The 14,893-nt window shown below is 60.9% G+C and carries 12 protein-coding genes; 2 read left to right on the forward strand and 10 right to left on the reverse strand.

Going from position 1 to position 14,893, the window contains the following annotated elements; genetic code table 11:
- Positions 1 to 102: 102 nt before the first annotated feature.
- A complete protein-coding gene (locus tag ACLEJQ_RS02965; protein ID WP_440792023.1) occupies positions 103 to 1,398 on the forward strand; it encodes an MFS transporter in 1,296 nt (431 codons plus the stop codon).
- Positions 1,399 to 1,568: 170 nt separating this feature from the next.
- Here the strand turns inward: ACLEJQ_RS02965 and ACLEJQ_RS02970 are convergent, their stop codons facing one another.
- The 4 genes from ACLEJQ_RS02970 to ACLEJQ_RS02985 form a co-directional block, all read right to left on the reverse strand.
- Positions 1,569 to 3,191, reverse strand: a complete 1,623-nt coding sequence (locus ACLEJQ_RS02970) for an acyl-CoA synthetase (RefSeq protein WP_440792025.1) — start codon at positions 3,189 to 3,191, stop codon at positions 1,569 to 1,571.
- A 132-nt stretch (positions 3,192 to 3,323) separates the two neighbouring features.
- A complete protein-coding gene (gene gcvPB, locus ACLEJQ_RS02975) occupies positions 3,324 to 4,880 on the reverse strand; it encodes an aminomethyl-transferring glycine dehydrogenase subunit GcvPB (RefSeq protein WP_440792026.1) in 1,557 nt (518 codons plus the stop codon).
- Entirely contained in the window at positions 4,877 to 6,280 is a 1,404-nt protein-coding gene (gene gcvPA / locus ACLEJQ_RS02980; protein WP_440792028.1) for an aminomethyl-transferring glycine dehydrogenase subunit GcvPA, read from the reverse strand. The genes gcvPB and gcvPA overlap by 4 nt, the downstream gene beginning before the upstream one ends.
- A gap of 33 nt (positions 6,281 to 6,313) precedes the next feature.
- Positions 6,314 to 7,477 carry an ATP-NAD kinase family protein gene (locus tag ACLEJQ_RS02985; protein WP_440792030.1) on the reverse strand — a complete coding sequence of 388 codons (1,164 nt, stop codon included), beginning with the start codon at positions 7,475 to 7,477 and terminating at the stop codon, positions 6,314 to 6,316.
- Positions 7,478 to 7,633: 156 nt separating this feature from the next.
- Between ACLEJQ_RS02985 and ACLEJQ_RS02990 the strand changes: the two genes are divergently transcribed.
- A complete protein-coding gene (locus ACLEJQ_RS02990; protein ID WP_440792032.1) occupies positions 7,634 to 8,230 on the forward strand; it encodes a TetR/AcrR family transcriptional regulator in 597 nt (198 codons plus the stop codon).
- 1 nt (position 8,231) lies between these two features.
- On the opposite strand, the gene ACLEJQ_RS02995 is transcribed toward ACLEJQ_RS02990, so the two are convergent.
- The 6 genes from ACLEJQ_RS02995 to ACLEJQ_RS03020 form a co-directional block, all read right to left on the reverse strand.
- Complete coding sequence (locus tag ACLEJQ_RS02995; protein ID WP_440792034.1) at positions 8,232 to 8,657, reverse strand: DUF1810 domain-containing protein; 426 nt, start codon at positions 8,655 to 8,657, stop codon at positions 8,232 to 8,234.
- A 70-nt stretch (positions 8,658 to 8,727) separates the two neighbouring features.
- Positions 8,728 to 9,420 (reverse strand): type 1 glutamine amidotransferase domain-containing protein, encoded by a 693-nt coding sequence (locus ACLEJQ_RS03000; RefSeq protein ID WP_440792036.1) that lies wholly within the window; start codon positions 9,418 to 9,420, stop codon positions 8,728 to 8,730.
- 100 nt (positions 9,421 to 9,520) lie between these two features.
- A complete protein-coding gene (locus ACLEJQ_RS03005; protein ID WP_440792037.1) occupies positions 9,521 to 10,774 on the reverse strand; it encodes an OprD family porin in 1,254 nt (417 codons plus the stop codon).
- Positions 10,775 to 10,864: 90 nt separating this feature from the next.
- A complete protein-coding gene (locus tag ACLEJQ_RS03010) occupies positions 10,865 to 12,169 on the reverse strand; it encodes a CitMHS family transporter (RefSeq protein ID WP_440792039.1) in 1,305 nt (434 codons plus the stop codon).
- A 139-nt stretch (positions 12,170 to 12,308) separates the two neighbouring features.
- Positions 12,309 to 13,634 (reverse strand): C4-dicarboxylate transporter DctA, encoded by a 1,326-nt coding sequence (gene dctA, locus ACLEJQ_RS03015; RefSeq protein WP_440792041.1) that lies wholly within the window; start codon positions 13,632 to 13,634, stop codon positions 12,309 to 12,311.
- Between the two features lie 40 nt (positions 13,635 to 13,674).
- Positions 13,675 to 14,757 (reverse strand): 4-oxalomesaconate tautomerase, encoded by a 1,083-nt coding sequence (locus ACLEJQ_RS03020; RefSeq protein ID WP_440792043.1) that lies wholly within the window; start codon positions 14,755 to 14,757, stop codon positions 13,675 to 13,677.
- Between the last annotated feature and the right edge of the window lie 136 nt (positions 14,758 to 14,893).

The following is a 14,893-nucleotide window of genomic DNA, read 5'->3' on the forward strand; positions in this document are numbered from 1 at the left end:
CCTGCTCCTGGAGCGAGCACTCAGTCGCCATTGATGTCGGCTGACCCACCGCCATCGCGAGCAGGCTCGCTCCCGCAAGGGGCGCGGGAGGTCCGGCCCTGGTTGTGGGTCTGGCTCGGCCAGGTCGCGTCGACCCTGGGATCGGCCCTGGCGGCTTTCAGCCTGGGCATCTGGTTGTTGCAGCAACATGCCAGTGTCACCGACTACGCCTGGATCATCGCTTTGTCGGCGTTGCCCGGTCTACTCCTCGCACCGCTGGCCGGCTGGCTGGCGGACCGTTGCGAGGCGCGGGCGATTTTGCTCGGTGTCGAATGCTGCAGTGGCCTCGCCGCGCTGGCGCTGTGGTGGTTGTTCGACCAAGGTGCGTTGGAACGCGGCCCGGTGTATGCCTTCGCCGCGGTCAACTCCAGTGCGCTGGTGGTGCGCATGCTGGTCTGCCAGGCGGCGATCCCGCGCTTGCTGCACAGCCCACGCGCCATCGGACGGGCCAACGGCTTGATGCAACTGATGGTCGGCTTGCCGCAACTCCTCGCGCCAACCCTGGCGGCATTGCTGCTGGGCGCTGTCGGCGTTCCCGGAGTGCTGCTGCTGGACGTCGGCGCAGTGCTGTTTTCCGCGGGCATCCTGACCTGGTTGGCGCTGGTCGCTTCGGCGCTGCGCATCAGTGGCACCGGCCACACCGCGCCCATCGTTGGCATCCCGGCTGTGCTGGCCGTGCTGCGCGCCCGTCCGGCATTGTGGGCACTGTTGGCCTACCTGGCGTTGGAACACCTGATGCTCGGCCTGGCCTCGGCGCTGATATCGCCTTTAGTGATGGAGCGCCATTCGGTACTGGTACTGGGCACCGTGATGACCTGTGGCGGCCTGGGCATGCTCGCCGGCTCGTTGTGGGTAGTGGCCAGACCACCAGCCCGGCTGATCCGCACCGTACTGCTCGCGGATCTGCTGCTGGGGGCCAGCGTGCTGGGCATCGGCATCAGCGACTCGCCGATGCTGCTGTACGCAGCAGCTTTCGTTGCGTTTGGCTGCTTCTCGCTAAGCACCAGCAGCGACCAGAGCTTCTGGCAACGCAGCCTGCCCGCCGAAGTGCTGGGACGCGTCTTGTCGACGCGGCAGATGATTTGCCTGCTGGCGATGCCGATCGGTGCACTGGGCGCCGGCACCCTGGCTGACGCGTGGGCGATCCCGCTGTTGAGCGCCCCCGGCGATTGGCAGGACGCACTCGCACCGGTACTGGGCAGCGGCAAAATCGGCGGGTTGAGTTTGCTGTTTGCCATTGCCGGCTTTCTGTACGTGCTGTTGGCCTGTCTCGGTCTGCTAATCACACCGCTTCGGCGGCTGGCGCCGGGATGGACAGGGGCACCTGTGCCGTTTGCGCCAGACGCCGGCGCTTGCTGAACCAGGCGTTTACCGAGCGCTCATCTCTTTGCAGGAAGCTGTTACAGGCGCCCCGGAATACTTTCAAGATACCCGGCCACGCAGAAGCGGCTGCCGGGCATGAAATAGCCATTCGGCGCCGCCTCCTGCCACCGGACCACGAACGCGCCGGCATCCATGCTCCGCGACGCTCAGAGGGCCTTGGCCCAATCGCGCAACAAGTACTTCTGGATCTTGCCTGTAGAAGTTTTCGGCAACTCGACGAACACGACAGTCCTGGGCAATTTGAAACCTGCCAGATGCTCACGACAGAACAGAATGATGTCGGCTTCGCCGATGGCCTGATAGTCAGCTTTAAGCGTGACGAAAGCGCAGGGTGTCTCACCCCACTTTTCGTCCGGGCGGGCGACCACAGCGGCCTCGAGTACGGCCGGGTGACGGTAGAGAACATCTTCGATTTCGATGGTGGAAATGTTTTCCCCGCCCGAGATGATGATGTCCTTGAGACGGTCCTTGATTTCGACATAGCCGTCAGGGTGACGAACCGCCAGGTCGCCTGTATGGAACCAGCCACCGTCGAATGCCTCATCCGTCGCCCTGGGGTTTTTCAGGTATCCCTTCATGACCGTGTTGCCGCGCATGAAGATTTCTCCGACGCAGGTGCCGTCGAAGGGCACCGGCTCAAGGGTTTGCGGGTCGGCGACCATCAGCCCTTCCAGCGTCGGGTAGCGTACGCCCTGGCGCGACTTGATCCTTGCACGCTCCTCCAACGGCTGCTCGTCCCACTGCGTATGCCAGGCGCATACAGTCACCGGGCCGTAGACTTCGGTCAGACCATAGACGTGGGTGACCTTGATGCCCATCCGCTCGACCGCGTCGATGACTTTAGCCGGCGGTGCCGCGCCCGCCAGCATCGCATCCACCGGATGATCGAGGGTGATTCTGTTCGCCTCGGGCAGGTTGACCAACCCGTTGAAAACCACGGGCGCTCCACAGAGGTGACTGACCCGATGCTCGTTGATCAACGCTAGAATCCGCTGCGGGTCGATCCGACGCAGGAAAACATGCGTTCCGGCCAGGGCGGTGACCGTCCATGGATAGCACCAGCCGTTGCAATGGAACATCGGCAATGTCCACAGATAAACCGGGTGGTGCCCCATGGCCCAGGTCATCTGATTGCCCAATGCATTGAGATAGGCACCGCGATGATGATAGATGACGCCCTTGGGGTCACCGGTAGTGCCGGATGTGTAGTTGAGCGAAATGGCTTGCCATTCATCAGCGGGCCATTGCCAGGCGAACCGGGGATCGCCGTCAGCGAGAAACGCTTCATAATCCAACGGGCTCACGGCCTCGCCATCACTGTATGCCGGATCGTTCACATCAATGACCAGCGGAGGCTGGGCAAGCGATCCCAGGGCCTTGCGAATAACAGCATGAAATTCCCGATCGGTGATCAACACCTTGGCCTCGCCATGTTCCAGCATGAAGGCAATGGCCTGCGCATCGAGGCGCACGTTCAACGTGTTGAGGACCGCGCCGATCATCGGTACACCGAAGTGAACTTCGAGCATCTCAGGAATATTGGGTAGCATCACCGCCACCGTATCGCCCTTGCCGATACCGTGCCTGACGAGTGCGCTGGCCAGGCGTCGGCAGCGCTCGTAGGTCTGTCGCCAGTTGCGTCGAATGGGGCCATATATCACTGAGGGGTAGTCACCGTAGACAGAGGCCGTGCGCTCGATGAAGCTCAGCGGAGAAAGGGCGACATGATTGACCGCCGAGGGTCCGAGACCCGTTTCGAAAATCGACATGAGATGATCCTGTAGGGTGATCGCCAGCCGGCTTATCGTGCTGGAAACCACCGATGGCTGATTGTTAGCTCTGTTCAGGTTTCTGAAGCGACCCCGCTTGATCGAGGGGCCGCTGTCACGCTACGCGTCGGTTCAAGCCGTCTGACGCTTGTTTTTGCGCCGGTACGCGCGCCAGGTCATGGCCCAGCGCGCCGGGTCCTCCAGCGAGGCGCCCTTGAGCCGGTGGATCGCCTGGTTGTGCGGCGACGTCTTGACGATCTCCGGATTCGAGTACGCCTCGTCGCAAACGTGCGCAAGCACCGCAATCCAGGTGTCCAGCGCCTCCTTGCCGTACATCTCGCCCGGTTCGGGCGTGAAAGGCTCTGGTACCAGCCAGGGATGATGGCTACTCCACATGGGGTCGATACCGAAATCGCTCATGCGATTCTGTACATCATGGACATCGACCCCGGTTTCTTCCTTGAGTTGCTCGAGGCTGTAGCGGGTCATCTCCATCCGCGGGCTCGTCATCCCCGGGTGCGAACGGGAGACCCCCCGTATCGCCAGCAGGCCCTTTTCCATGTAGTTGTTGGCCAGGACCGAGATGTCCGAAGCCTCTGCCATCCCTGCCGCGCCCATGGCGCGAGACCAGGCATAAGCCTTGAGGATGACCGGTACGTTGCCCCAGAATTCGCGAATCTTGCCGCAGCTTTGCGCACGGTCATAATCGAGGCGATAGCGTTCACCGTCATACGCCACCACAGGTGCCGGCAGGAATGGCGCGAGCTCCGCCGAGCAGCCATAAGCTCCCACCGCAGGTCCCCCTACTCCACTCTTAGGCGCTCCGAATGTCTTGTGCAGCATGAACATGCATGCATCGAAACCCAGTTCTCGCGCACGGATCTTGGTCATTGCGCCGTTGAAGTTGGCGTGGTCGTAGAAGCACAGGCCGCCTGCCTCATGTACCACTTTTACCCACTCCCGAATCTGCGGGTTGTACACGCCCATGTCGTCGGGATTGTTCACCATCAGCGCTGCCGTGCGATTGGACACGGCGGCCTTGAGCGATTCGAGCGAGGGATAACCGTTCTCCTCGATCATCAGGGTAATGACCTTGAATCCGGCGGCGGCGGCCGTCGCGGCGCTGCTGGGGTGAGTCTGGATCGTGGTGATGATTTCGTCGCGCTGCTCCAGTTCGCCTCGCGACGCGTGATAGGCACGGGTCACTGCGCAACTGGTGTAGGCAGCGTCTGCACCGCCGCCGGCCTGGAAGACAAACTGATCCATCCCGGACAACTCCCGCAGGATCATGTCCATGCCATGCACAACTTGCAGCGCACCTTGCAGAGTGTCCTCGTCCTGATGGGGGTGGACGTGGGTGATTTCCGGGCGCCAGGCCATTGCCTCGTTGATCTGGGCGTTGTACTTCATGGTGCAGGTCCCGAACAGGCTGATGTTCATCATGCCGAGCGTCTGTTGCGACAGCCGCAGGTAGTGATACAACACTTCGGGTTCGGACATTTCCGGCAATGCCGGTTTCCGCGAGCGTCGCATGTTGGCGGGGATCAAATCCTCGGCCTCGCCGACCACCGCTTGTATGTCGGCCTCGGCATCGGAAAAAATCACACCGCGACGACCGGGGTAACCCATTTCAAGGATGACAGGCTCGTTCCAGACGGGGGCATGGTATTGCTTGAGGGATGTGTTCATTGTGCAATGACCTCCTTGAGTGCAGCGCTCAAGCGCTGAATATCGGCCTGCGTGTGGATCTCGGTGACGCAGTACAAGGCACTGGCGCCAAGTTCTGGAAAATCCTGGGTCAGGTCTTTGCCGCCAAAGATCCCGAGCGCAAGCAAGCGTTTATTGATTGCCTTCACGCTCAGCCCGGTAGCATCGAAATTCACCACGAACTCCTTGAAGAAGCCGCGAGGGAATTTCACTTCCACGCCGGGAATCTTCGCCAGCAGCATGGCCGCGTAGCGAGCCCGTTGGAGGATGAGCCTGCCCACATCCTCGAAGCCTTGCGGCCCCATCATCGCCATGTACACGGCGTTGGCGATGGCCCACATGTAAACCGAGTGCCCAGTCCAATCGTTACCCTTGTCACGCAAGCCGTAGGAGGATTGTTCGAACAGACTCAGGCCGAAACCGTATTCACCAGGCTGCGTGGTTTCAGCAATGCTGATGAACAGCGTCGGGTACTGATGGGCATACATTTCTTCGTCGCGGGTGGCGATGAAACCACTGACCCCGCCGCCGCAATTCATGTGCACACCCAGCGGCTGGGTGGTTCCGACCACAATGTCCGCGCCGAAATCGATGGGCGCGGCAAGCACTCCCAACGAGATGGGGTCGACGCCAACGATCACTTCTGCACCCACGGCATGGGCAATGGCGGCAATCTCAGCACCTTGCTGCTCTATCACGCCGAAATATGACGGTGTTTCGAAGTAGACGGCAGCCGTTTGCGCACCGATGCAGGCCCGAAGATGATCGAGATCCAGCAAGCCGGTCTGCGCATCGTAGTCCACGAGGCGCACGGCGATATGTCCTGGCATCTCCACGGGCTCGCAGTAGTTGCGGATGATCGACAGTCGCTCCGGGTCAATGGCGCGTACCACGGCCACTTCGTTACGCCCGGTGATCCGTGTCGCCATGCGAATGGCATGGCCCGCGGCGCACCCCCAGCTGCGTACCGGCAGGCCGACCAAGTCCATGTTCAGCAATTCGCCGAGCTGGCTGCAGAACTCGAACCAGGCCTGGTTGCGGCCGTGATCGGAACTGGGCTCGCCAAAAACCGAGGTCAACCATTCGTTGCGCCGTACGACCTCGTCGCACGCCGCCGGAACGTGGTGCTGCCAACAGCCGGCACCGAGAAAGTTCAGGTTTTGCTCACAGGTCCTGTTCCTCGACAACGTACTGACGAGGTGCCGGCGCAGCTCGCTTTCATTGAGAGCCGGCGGCAGATCGATCGGCCGCTGCAGCCGGTGATCGGAAGGTATCTGTTGGAACAGTTGTTCGATACTGTTGACGCCGATCGCGTCAAGCATCTCCTGCTTCAACGTGGGAACGGAGTTCGCCATATAGGGGTGGGCGACATGATGATGCATGAGGTTGTCCTCGTTTTTCGGATGAACAGATGATCAGGTTCGAACCCTGAAGAAGACGGACCGGTCAGGTCCCGTGTGAACGCGTATATGGCCGCTGAGCAGGGCGTCGACTTGGGCGTCGCCCGTATCAACGCGCAGGCAGCCGGCATCCAGGGAAAGGAGCTTGTTCATCGAAGCGATCACCGTGATGTGTTCGCGCCCTACCCGGCGGATGATTTCGGCGCTGATCTGCTGATTGCCACGGCCGAACAAACTGCCATGACCGCCCAGGACGCCGACAATGATGCGGGTCTCATGCCCCTCCATGAGTCGGATCAGCTCATGCTCACTGAGGTCGGCTCCCACCCGCGCACCGTCCATGACAGCATCTACGCCCAGAAGCGTCGAAGGCAGGCCGAGCTCGGTCATCACGCGCCGCGTCGTGGTACCTGGACCCAACAAGTACAAGCAGCCGGGTTGCATTTCCCTGGCAACCCGCCGGCACGTCGCGTCGAGCGCCAGGTCGTCTGGAACTGAACCCGCCTTGGCGTTTTGCGTCAGATGGCGCGCATAGGGGCTGCGCGCATAGCCATATAAGCGCGTCGACACCTGGTCGCTGCGCATGGCGGCCTCATCGATGTCCATGACTTCCGCCTCACGAAAGCGCACCGAGGGCTGTGCGGCGATGAACTGTGCGGCCAGCTCTCCGGCATTCCGCGGATTGGTACCGAACACCGCGGAATACATTTTCACGCCCGTCGGGATCCCCAGGATGGGCACGCGATCACTGACCATGCCCAGTACGTCACGCGCCGTGCCATCGCCGCCCGCGAAAAGAAGCAGATCAACCGATGCGTAAGCCATGACCAACGCCGCATGTCGCGTGTCATCTGCGCGGGTCGGTCCGGGGTGTGCCGAGTACACGACGATCGGGTCGAGGCCGGCGGCCCGCGCAACGTCTTCGCCCAGCTCTCCTGAGCCGGTGAGCAGCCGAAACGGCGTCGGCGACGCCGCCAGGCGCTGGAGGGCGAGTAAAGCCCTTTCGCCTGAAACCGGATTGGCCCCCCGACGCCTCGCCTCTTCCAGGATCCCGACCCCATCGGTGCCCTTCAGGCCTACGGGTCCACCCATGCCGGCGACCGGATTGACGATAAGGCCAAGGGTTTTTTCCGAACCCGCATGATCGAGTGAAACATCTGAATCGCGCTGTGCACGCATTGATCGGTATCCTGTGCTGAGTGGCAGAGCCTTGGAGCCGGCGAGTAGGCTGCCAGTCGTTTGCATACGCCGTGTATGTGAGACACAATACTGCATACGCGCCGTATGTCAATTCACATACGTAGCGAATGTTATTTTTCAAAAGGAACACGATTGATGGCGCAAAAGCGTGCGGACATGATTGCGGAAACCCGCGGCAAGCTGATCAAGGCTGCGCGAGAAGCATTTGCCGCGAAGGGATACGCGGACAGTTCAATGGACGATCTCACTGCCCAGGCGGGTCTGACCCGTGGCGCGTTGTATCACCACTTTGGTGACAAGAAGGGTTTGCTCCAGGCCGTCATCGCCCAGATCGACAGCGAGATGATGGAGCGCCTTTCGGTGATCACCGACGAAGCGAGTACCACCTGGGACGGTTTTGTCGATGAATCCATCGCCTACATCAAAATGTCACTGGAGCCGGAAATCCAACGCATCGTCTTCCTCGACGGGCCGGCGGTACTGGGCGACCCCTCGCAATGGCGGAGCCAGAATGCTTGCATCCACAGCACTCAGCGCAGCATCCAAAAGCTGATTGATGAAGGGACGATCCACAAAGTCGCCCCCGAAGCGACAGCGCGCCTGATCATGGGTGCTCTCCTCGGCGCGTCCCTGTGGATCGCTCACGCTGATGATCCGCACATGGCTTGCGAACAGGCCGTCGCGAGTTTCCGGGCACTGGCCTCTGGATTGTTGCTCACCGGTCAGCCGTGACTCAGTCCCCAAGCAGAAGCAGCGTCTTGGGATCGGGTTCACCCGAATAGAACTGGTCCAGCGCCCGGGAATACAAGGTCGACTTCGGCTGCGCTGTCATGAACAGCGTGAGACAGGAGCGAAACTTCAGATCGTCGGGCGCACCAAAGATCTGCCCGGCGCTCCGGTCGCGGTGTTGCAAGACAGTCGTCACGCACGCCTCCAGCCGAGGACCGAGCACCTCGTGCTGCAGGTACGCGCAGGCTTCGGCCACGCCAGAGAGGGCGAACCGAGCTGCCATCTCGGTGCGACCGAGGCCCTGCAACTGCGGAAAGACGAACCACATCCAGTGCGTTGTTTTCCGACCTGCGCGCAGTTCGTCCATGACGCCACTGAACACCGGGGCCTGGGCTTCGACAAAACGGGAAAGATTGTAAACGTCGCTCATGATTCACTTGCTCCTTCCACCGGCCGCATCGTTCGCAGCCGGCAGTCCGTTTCAGCGAACAACCCATGACTCAATCCGACTGCTCTTGCTTCAAACGCTTGAGCAACGCATGGGCGGCGGCTTCGGAAGATGCCGGATTCTGGCCGGTGATCAGGTGTCCATCCTCCACCACATAGCTGGCCCAGTCCGCCCCCTTGGAATACTCGCCGCCCTTGGCCTTGAGCATGTCTTCCACCAGGAACGGCACCACCTGCGTCAGCCCTACCGCCTCCTCTTCGGAGTTGGTAAACCCAGTCACCTTTTTTCCTTTCACAATCGGCTGTCCGTCCGGGGCGTTGGCGTTCCTGAACACCCCAGGCGCGTGGCAGACGGCGGCAATGGGTTTATTCGACTCGTAGAAGGCTTCGATGAGGACCTTGGAGTCAGTGTCCTCGGCCAGGTCCCAAAGGGGGCCATGGCCTCCTGGATAAAACACCGCATCGAAGTCATACGGGTCTATCTCACCCAGTGGCAAGGTGTCGGCCAATGCCATCTGGGCCTGGGTGTCCGAGCCAAAGCGTCGGGTCGCATCGGTCTGCGCGTCCGCTTCGTTGCTCTTGGGGTCCAGCGGTGGTTGCCCGCCCTTCGGAGAGGCAAGCGTGACCGTCGCATTGGCGTCGAAGAACACATAGTAAGGCGCGGCGAATTCTTCCAGCCAGAAGCCGGTCTTTTTGCCGGTGTCACCCAATTGATCGTGCGAGGTAAGAACCATCAGAATGTTCATGTACATCAGCCTCCGGGGGTAAACGGGCGAAGTGAGCTCGCCCTGCATTACTCTCAGAGGCCGCGTTGAGGCAGACGTTCAAGCGGGTTGGACCAAGCTCCTACCAAAGCGCAACGTCGTAGGTAAAGTAGATTCGGTTGCTGTCACGGCCCCGTGAGAAATCCGAACGATAGACGTAGTTGCGCAGCTTCACCCCCAGCCCCTTGAACGTGCCTTGCTGCACGACATAGGCGACTTCGGCATCACGCTCCCATTCCTTCACGGTGCTGTTGGATTTGCCATCGTTGCCGCTCAGGTAGCGACTGGAAAACGTGAGGCCAGGTACACCGAGGCGGGCAAAATCGTAGCCATAGCCGAGCATCCAGGTCTTCTCGTCCTCCTCGATGAACTTGCCAATCCCGACATTGCTGAAGGAATAGACCGTGGCACCGCTGATATACGGCAAGCCGGCCTCGCCGCTGAGCGCCTGGTAGCCGGCACTGAACGTGTGGCCGACAACAGCGTAGGACAGCAGGCCGCTGAGCATGTCGTTGTCGATCTTGCCGCCGTAGGCTGAACCTGAATCGACACTGTTGAAGTAGCGCAGGTCGCTGGTCAGCACCCCGCTGCCCAGCGGCAGGTCGTGTTGGATGCCCGCAAAGTTCTGTCGATAGAAGTTGTCAAGCTCACCGTAGAAGTAGCTCAAGCGGGTATTTTTCCCCAGTTTGTAATCGGCACCGGCGTAGTTGAAGTCGCCCGACTGATCGCCAGCGTAGCCGTCAGGCACGATCGGCATGCTGTCGCTGGAATCCCGCAGCTTGAAACGCTCCAGATGACCGGCGGTCAGGGCGAGATTATCGATGTCAGTGCTACTGACCTGCAGCCCCTGGAAGGTCTGGGGCAACAGTCGCGCGTCGTTGTAGATCAGCACCGGGGTCTTGGGCAACAAAGTGCCGTACTTGAGCGTGGTCTTGGCCACCCTCGCCTTGGCGGTCATCCCCGCGCTGGCAAATTTATCGGCGGCGCGACCATCGTCATGGACAGGTAACAGACCGGTGCCACTGCGGCCACGCCCGGAGTCGAGCTTGACCCCGAGCAGCCCCAGGGCATCGACGCCAAAGCCAACGGTGCCGGGGGTAAAACCCGACTGGTAATCCAACAGAAAGCCTTGGGCCCATTCGGTGCGTTCGCTCTTTGCGGTTCTGGCAGCCCGTGCGCTCATCCCGTGCTCATCGCGAAAGTTTTCATTGAAGTAGACGTTGCGCAGTTGCAGCTTGAGTTTGCTGTCGTCAACGAAACCTTCAGCGTTGGCAACGGCCAGCGGCAACAGGCCAAGCATTGGCAATACAGCCCTAGGCGGCAAAAAAGTATGCATATCGGTTCTCTTTGTTGTTATTTGGCGTGCACGTCAGCGCACCCCTCGATGGCGAGGCGTGTCGGGCGCAAAGCGAAGGTGTCGGGTGGTTCAGGAAAACAGGGTCAACGCACCTGTCAGCAAGGCCAGTGCGGTAATCACCAGGGACGTGAGCACGGCCCACTTGACGGTCGCTTTCTGGAAGTCGCCCAGGTCACGATCGACCATGCCCACCAGCAGCAAGGTCGAAGCCACCAGCGGGCTCATCAGGTGCACCGGTTGACCGAGAATCGACGCCCGGGCGATTTCCACCGGATCGATCCCATACGCAGCAGCGGCATTCGCCAGGATGGGTACGACGCCGAAGTAATAGGCATCGTTGGACAGGACGAAGGTCAGCGGCATGCTGGTGATCGCCACCACCAGCGGGAACAGATGCCCCCACGAGGGCGGAATCCAGTCGACCAGGGTCTGCGCCAGGGCATCGACCATTTTTGTCCCGGAGAAAATTCCGGCGAAGATGCCAGCCGCGAAGACCAGCAGGACCACAGTCATGGCGTTGCCCGAATGGGCAAGAATGCGCTCCTTCTGAATGTCCAGTTGCGGATAGTTGATCATCAGCGCCAGGACGAAGCCAATCAGGAACAGGATCGCCGAGTGCATGAGCCCCATCACCAGGGCCGCCATGACCGCGATCACCAGGAGTAGATTAACGTAGGCCAGTTTCGGGCGCTTGTGTGGGGTGTCTTCGATGATCGCCTTGATATAGCAGTCCCCGCCGCCGCTTTGCAGCTGGACGTTGCCAATGCGCTTGCGTTCGGTACGGCCCAGCAGGAAAGCGGTGAACACCACCCACAATGCGCCGCCGATCATGGTCGGCAGCAAGGGCACGAAGTAATCGCCGGCGTCCAGGCCCAGTGCGGCGATTGCACGGGTCGCCGGGCCGCCCCAGGGGGTCATGCCACTCATGATGCTCAAGGACAGCATCGCCACCGTCGCGAGGATCATCGGGTTCATGCCGATACGCTTGTACAACGGCAGCATGGCGGCGCAGGTGATCATGTAGGTCGTGGTGCCATCGCCGTCCAGCGCTACCACCAGCGACAACAAGGCCGTGCCGACGGCGATTTTCATCGGGTCGCCATTGACCCGCTTGAGGATCTTGCGGATCAGTGGATCGAACAGGCCGGCGTCGATCATCAGGCCGAAAAACAGGATCGCGAACAGCAGCAAGGCAGCGGAAGGCGCGACCATTTTCAAGCCGTCCAGCATCATCTTGCCGGTGGTGCCGCCAAACCCGCCGATCACCGCAAAGACAATGGGCACGACCGTCAGGGCGACGATCGGCGACAGGCGTTTGGTCATTATCAGGAAGGTGAAGACCACCACCATGGCAAAGCCAAGTAAAGCGAGCATAGGTCAGTTCTCTTGTTGTTATTCGTAGCTTTACCAACACCCAGGCGCACGCCTTCCAACCTGCCAGGCGACACGTTCAGTGTGCCTGGCAGAGGTCAAAATTGGTGTAGCGCCGTGATATCGAGTTTGCCGTGACCGGCTAGAGATGTTTCGCGGCCTTGGCGTCGTCCCAGGCGTCATCTGTCGCCTGGGACACTGACGGGGAAGGCTTGCCGTCCAGGGTCTGCAACAGCACCTGGCGGTCGCAGGCGTTCTCCGAGATGGCGATCACCACGGTCGCCACCGCGTTGCTCGCCAGGCTCGTCAGCGCCCGGGCTTCCGACATGAAACGGTCAATGCCGATCAACAGGGCCAGGCCGGCCAGGGGAATGTCGTGGATGACCGTCAGGGTCGAGGCCAGCGCGACGAACCCGCTGCCGGTCACCCCTGCCGCGCCTTTTGACGACAACAACATGATCGCCAGCATGGTGACGGTCTGGGTCAGCGTCAGCTCGATGTTGCAAGCCTGCGCGATGAAGATAGCCGCCAGCGACAGGTAGATCGCGGTGCCATCCAGGTTGAATGAGTAGCCGGTCGGCAGCACCAGCCCCACTACTCCTTTCTTGCAACCCAGGGCCTGGAGTTTTTCCAGCATTCGCGGCATCACCGGTTCGGTCGAAGACGTGCCCAGCACCACCAGGAACTCCTCGCGCAGGTAGCACAGCAGTTTCCATAAGCTGAAGCCATGGGCCCGGCAGATACCGCCCAGAACCGCGAAGACGAAGAAAGCACAAGCGATGTACAAGGTCATGATCAGCTTGGCCAGGCTCCCCAGCGACGTGATGCCGTACTGCCCGACGGTGAACGCCAGGGCGCCGAATGCGCCAATCGGGGCAAAACGCATCAGGTAGGAGAAGATCTTGAACACCATGTGCGACGCCGATTCCAGTACGTCCAGTACCGGTTTGCCCCGCTCACCCAACGAAGACAGGGCGAAGCCGCAAAGCACCGCGATAAACAGGACCGGCAGTACCTCGCCTTTATTGAAGGCGCCGATAAAGGTGTCGGGAATGATGTGCATGAAGAAGTCGACCACCCCCAGCTTCGCCGCCGAGTCGGTGTACTGCGCCAGGCCCTGGGTGCTCAGATGGGTCGGGTCGATGTTCATCCCGGCCCCGGGCTTGAACACATAGACCGCCACGAGGCCGATGACCAGGCTGACCACGGTCAAGCCCAGGAACAGCAGCATCGTCTTGCTCAACAAGCGCCCCAGCGAGCGCTTGTCGCTCATGCCGGCGATGCCGGTGACGATGGTGCAGAACACCACCGGCGCGATCATCATCTTGATCAGCTTGATGAAGGCGTCGCCCAGCGGCTTCAAGGCAATCGCCTGTTGCGACCAGAAGTGCCCGACCACCACGCCCAGCAGCACGGCGCAGATGATCTGGAAGTAGAGCGATTTAACAACTTTCATGGCATCACCCATTTTTAGAATTGTTCTGATGCTAACGACAACGACAGCCTGACTAACCGGCCAGTCGTTGGGAACCCTTGGCGTAGACGAAACCCGAGAACAGTCGGCGCGCGGTACGCACCACCGAGGCGCGGATGGTCTCACCCTTTTCCCCGGCGTAGGACAAAACAACGTCGATACCGCCGCTCGGATGCTCGATACGGACCCGCTGCAAGCGGGGCTCGCTGACGCCGCCGATCAATCCGGCGGCGACACTGCCTGCGGTCACACACGCGGTGGCAAGCCCGATCGAGCCGGTAATCGCCAGCGCCCGATGGCAGTTGTGCGGCATGAAGTAGCGCACCTGGAGCGTTCCGCCAGATTTTGCCGGCGACACCAGCACCGGCTTGGGAATCACCTTGTCGCTGACATCGCCCAGGCCCATGGCCAGCCCGGCTTTGAGCCGCAGGGACTCCAGGCGTTGCAGAAAGGCTTTATCGGCATCCAGCTCGGCGGGGCTTTCGTCGCCGCGCTTGCCGAGCTGACTCGCTTCGACGATGACCATGGGCATGGCCATGTCGATGCAGGTCACCACAATGCCGTCGATGACGTCCTGCGATTGACCGGTGGGAAACAGTTTGCCCGTCTTGCTGCCTGCCGCATCCAGGAACGTCAGTTCCACCGGCGCGGCAGTGCCCGGTACGCCATCGATGGCAGTGTCACCCTCATAGCTGACCTTGCCCCCCGGAGTTTGCACCTCGGACACGACAAATGTACCGGTATTGAGGTTGCGAATGCGTACCTGGGTACGGTCACCGGTCGCCTTGACCAGCCCCTGCTCGATGGCGAACGGGCCGACGGCGCAGAGCATATTGCCGCAGTTGGGCGCGGTGTCGACCCGACGTTGGGAGACCATGACCTGGACGAACAGGTAATCGACATCCGCCTCGGGGTGCAACGATGGGCTGACGATTGCCACTTTGCTGGTTTGCGGGCTGCCGCCGCCGATACCGTCGATCTCCAGCTCGTGGCCAGATCCCATCAGATCGAGCAACAGCTCGTCACGTTCCACGATGGCGGTCGGCAGGTCCCAAGCGAGAAACACCGGGCCTTTGGAGGTACCGCCGCGCATGAGCACACAAGGAATTCGTTGCATGAACACTAACTCTTGTTAATCAATCTGGATAATTGATGTTCTGGAGGCAAGAGTGGCAGGCTTTGAAAAGTGTTTCCAATGCAAAGATCGGAGACTTTATTGCGTTTCACGAATCAATCCCCGTAGGATGATCACC

Source organism: Pseudomonas sp. SMV71, assembly GCF_052042015.1.
Classification (GTDB): domain Bacteria; phylum Pseudomonadota; class Gammaproteobacteria; order Pseudomonadales; family Pseudomonadaceae; genus Aquipseudomonas.

Excerpts from the sequence above, each read along its gene's own strand:
- ACLEJQ_RS02970 (WP_440792025.1), bottom strand. The coding sequence starts at position 3,191 with ATGTCGATTTTCGAAACGGGTCTCGGACCCTCGGCGGTCAATCATGTC.
- gcvPB (WP_440792026.1), bottom strand. The coding sequence starts at position 4,880 with ATGAACACATCCCTCAAGCAATACCATGCCCCCGTCTGGAACGAGCCT.
- gcvPA (WP_440792028.1), bottom strand. The coding sequence starts at position 6,280 with ATGCATCATCATGTCGCCCACCCCTATATGGCGAACTCCGTTCCCACG.
- ACLEJQ_RS02985 (WP_440792030.1), bottom strand. The coding sequence starts at position 7,477 with ATGCGTGCACAGCGCGATTCAGATGTTTCACTCGATCATGCGGGTTCG.
- ACLEJQ_RS02990 (WP_440792032.1), top strand. The coding sequence starts at position 7,634 with ATGGCGCAAAAGCGTGCGGACATGATTGCGGAAACCCGCGGCAAGCTG.
- ACLEJQ_RS02995 (WP_440792034.1), bottom strand. The coding sequence starts at position 8,657 with ATGAGCGACGTTTACAATCTTTCCCGTTTTGTCGAAGCCCAGGCCCCG.
- ACLEJQ_RS03000 (WP_440792036.1), bottom strand. The coding sequence starts at position 9,420 with ATGAACATTCTGATGGTTCTTACCTCGCACGATCAATTGGGTGACACC.
- ACLEJQ_RS03005 (WP_440792037.1), bottom strand. The coding sequence starts at position 10,774 with ATGCATACTTTTTTGCCGCCTAGGGCTGTATTGCCAATGCTTGGCCTG.
- ACLEJQ_RS03010 (WP_440792039.1), bottom strand. The coding sequence starts at position 12,169 with ATGCTCGCTTTACTTGGCTTTGCCATGGTGGTGGTCTTCACCTTCCTG.
- dctA (WP_440792041.1), bottom strand. The coding sequence starts at position 13,634 with ATGGGTGATGCCATGAAAGTTGTTAAATCGCTCTACTTCCAGATCATC.
- ACLEJQ_RS03020 (WP_440792043.1), bottom strand. The coding sequence starts at position 14,757 with ATGCAACGAATTCCTTGTGTGCTCATGCGCGGCGGTACCTCCAAAGGC.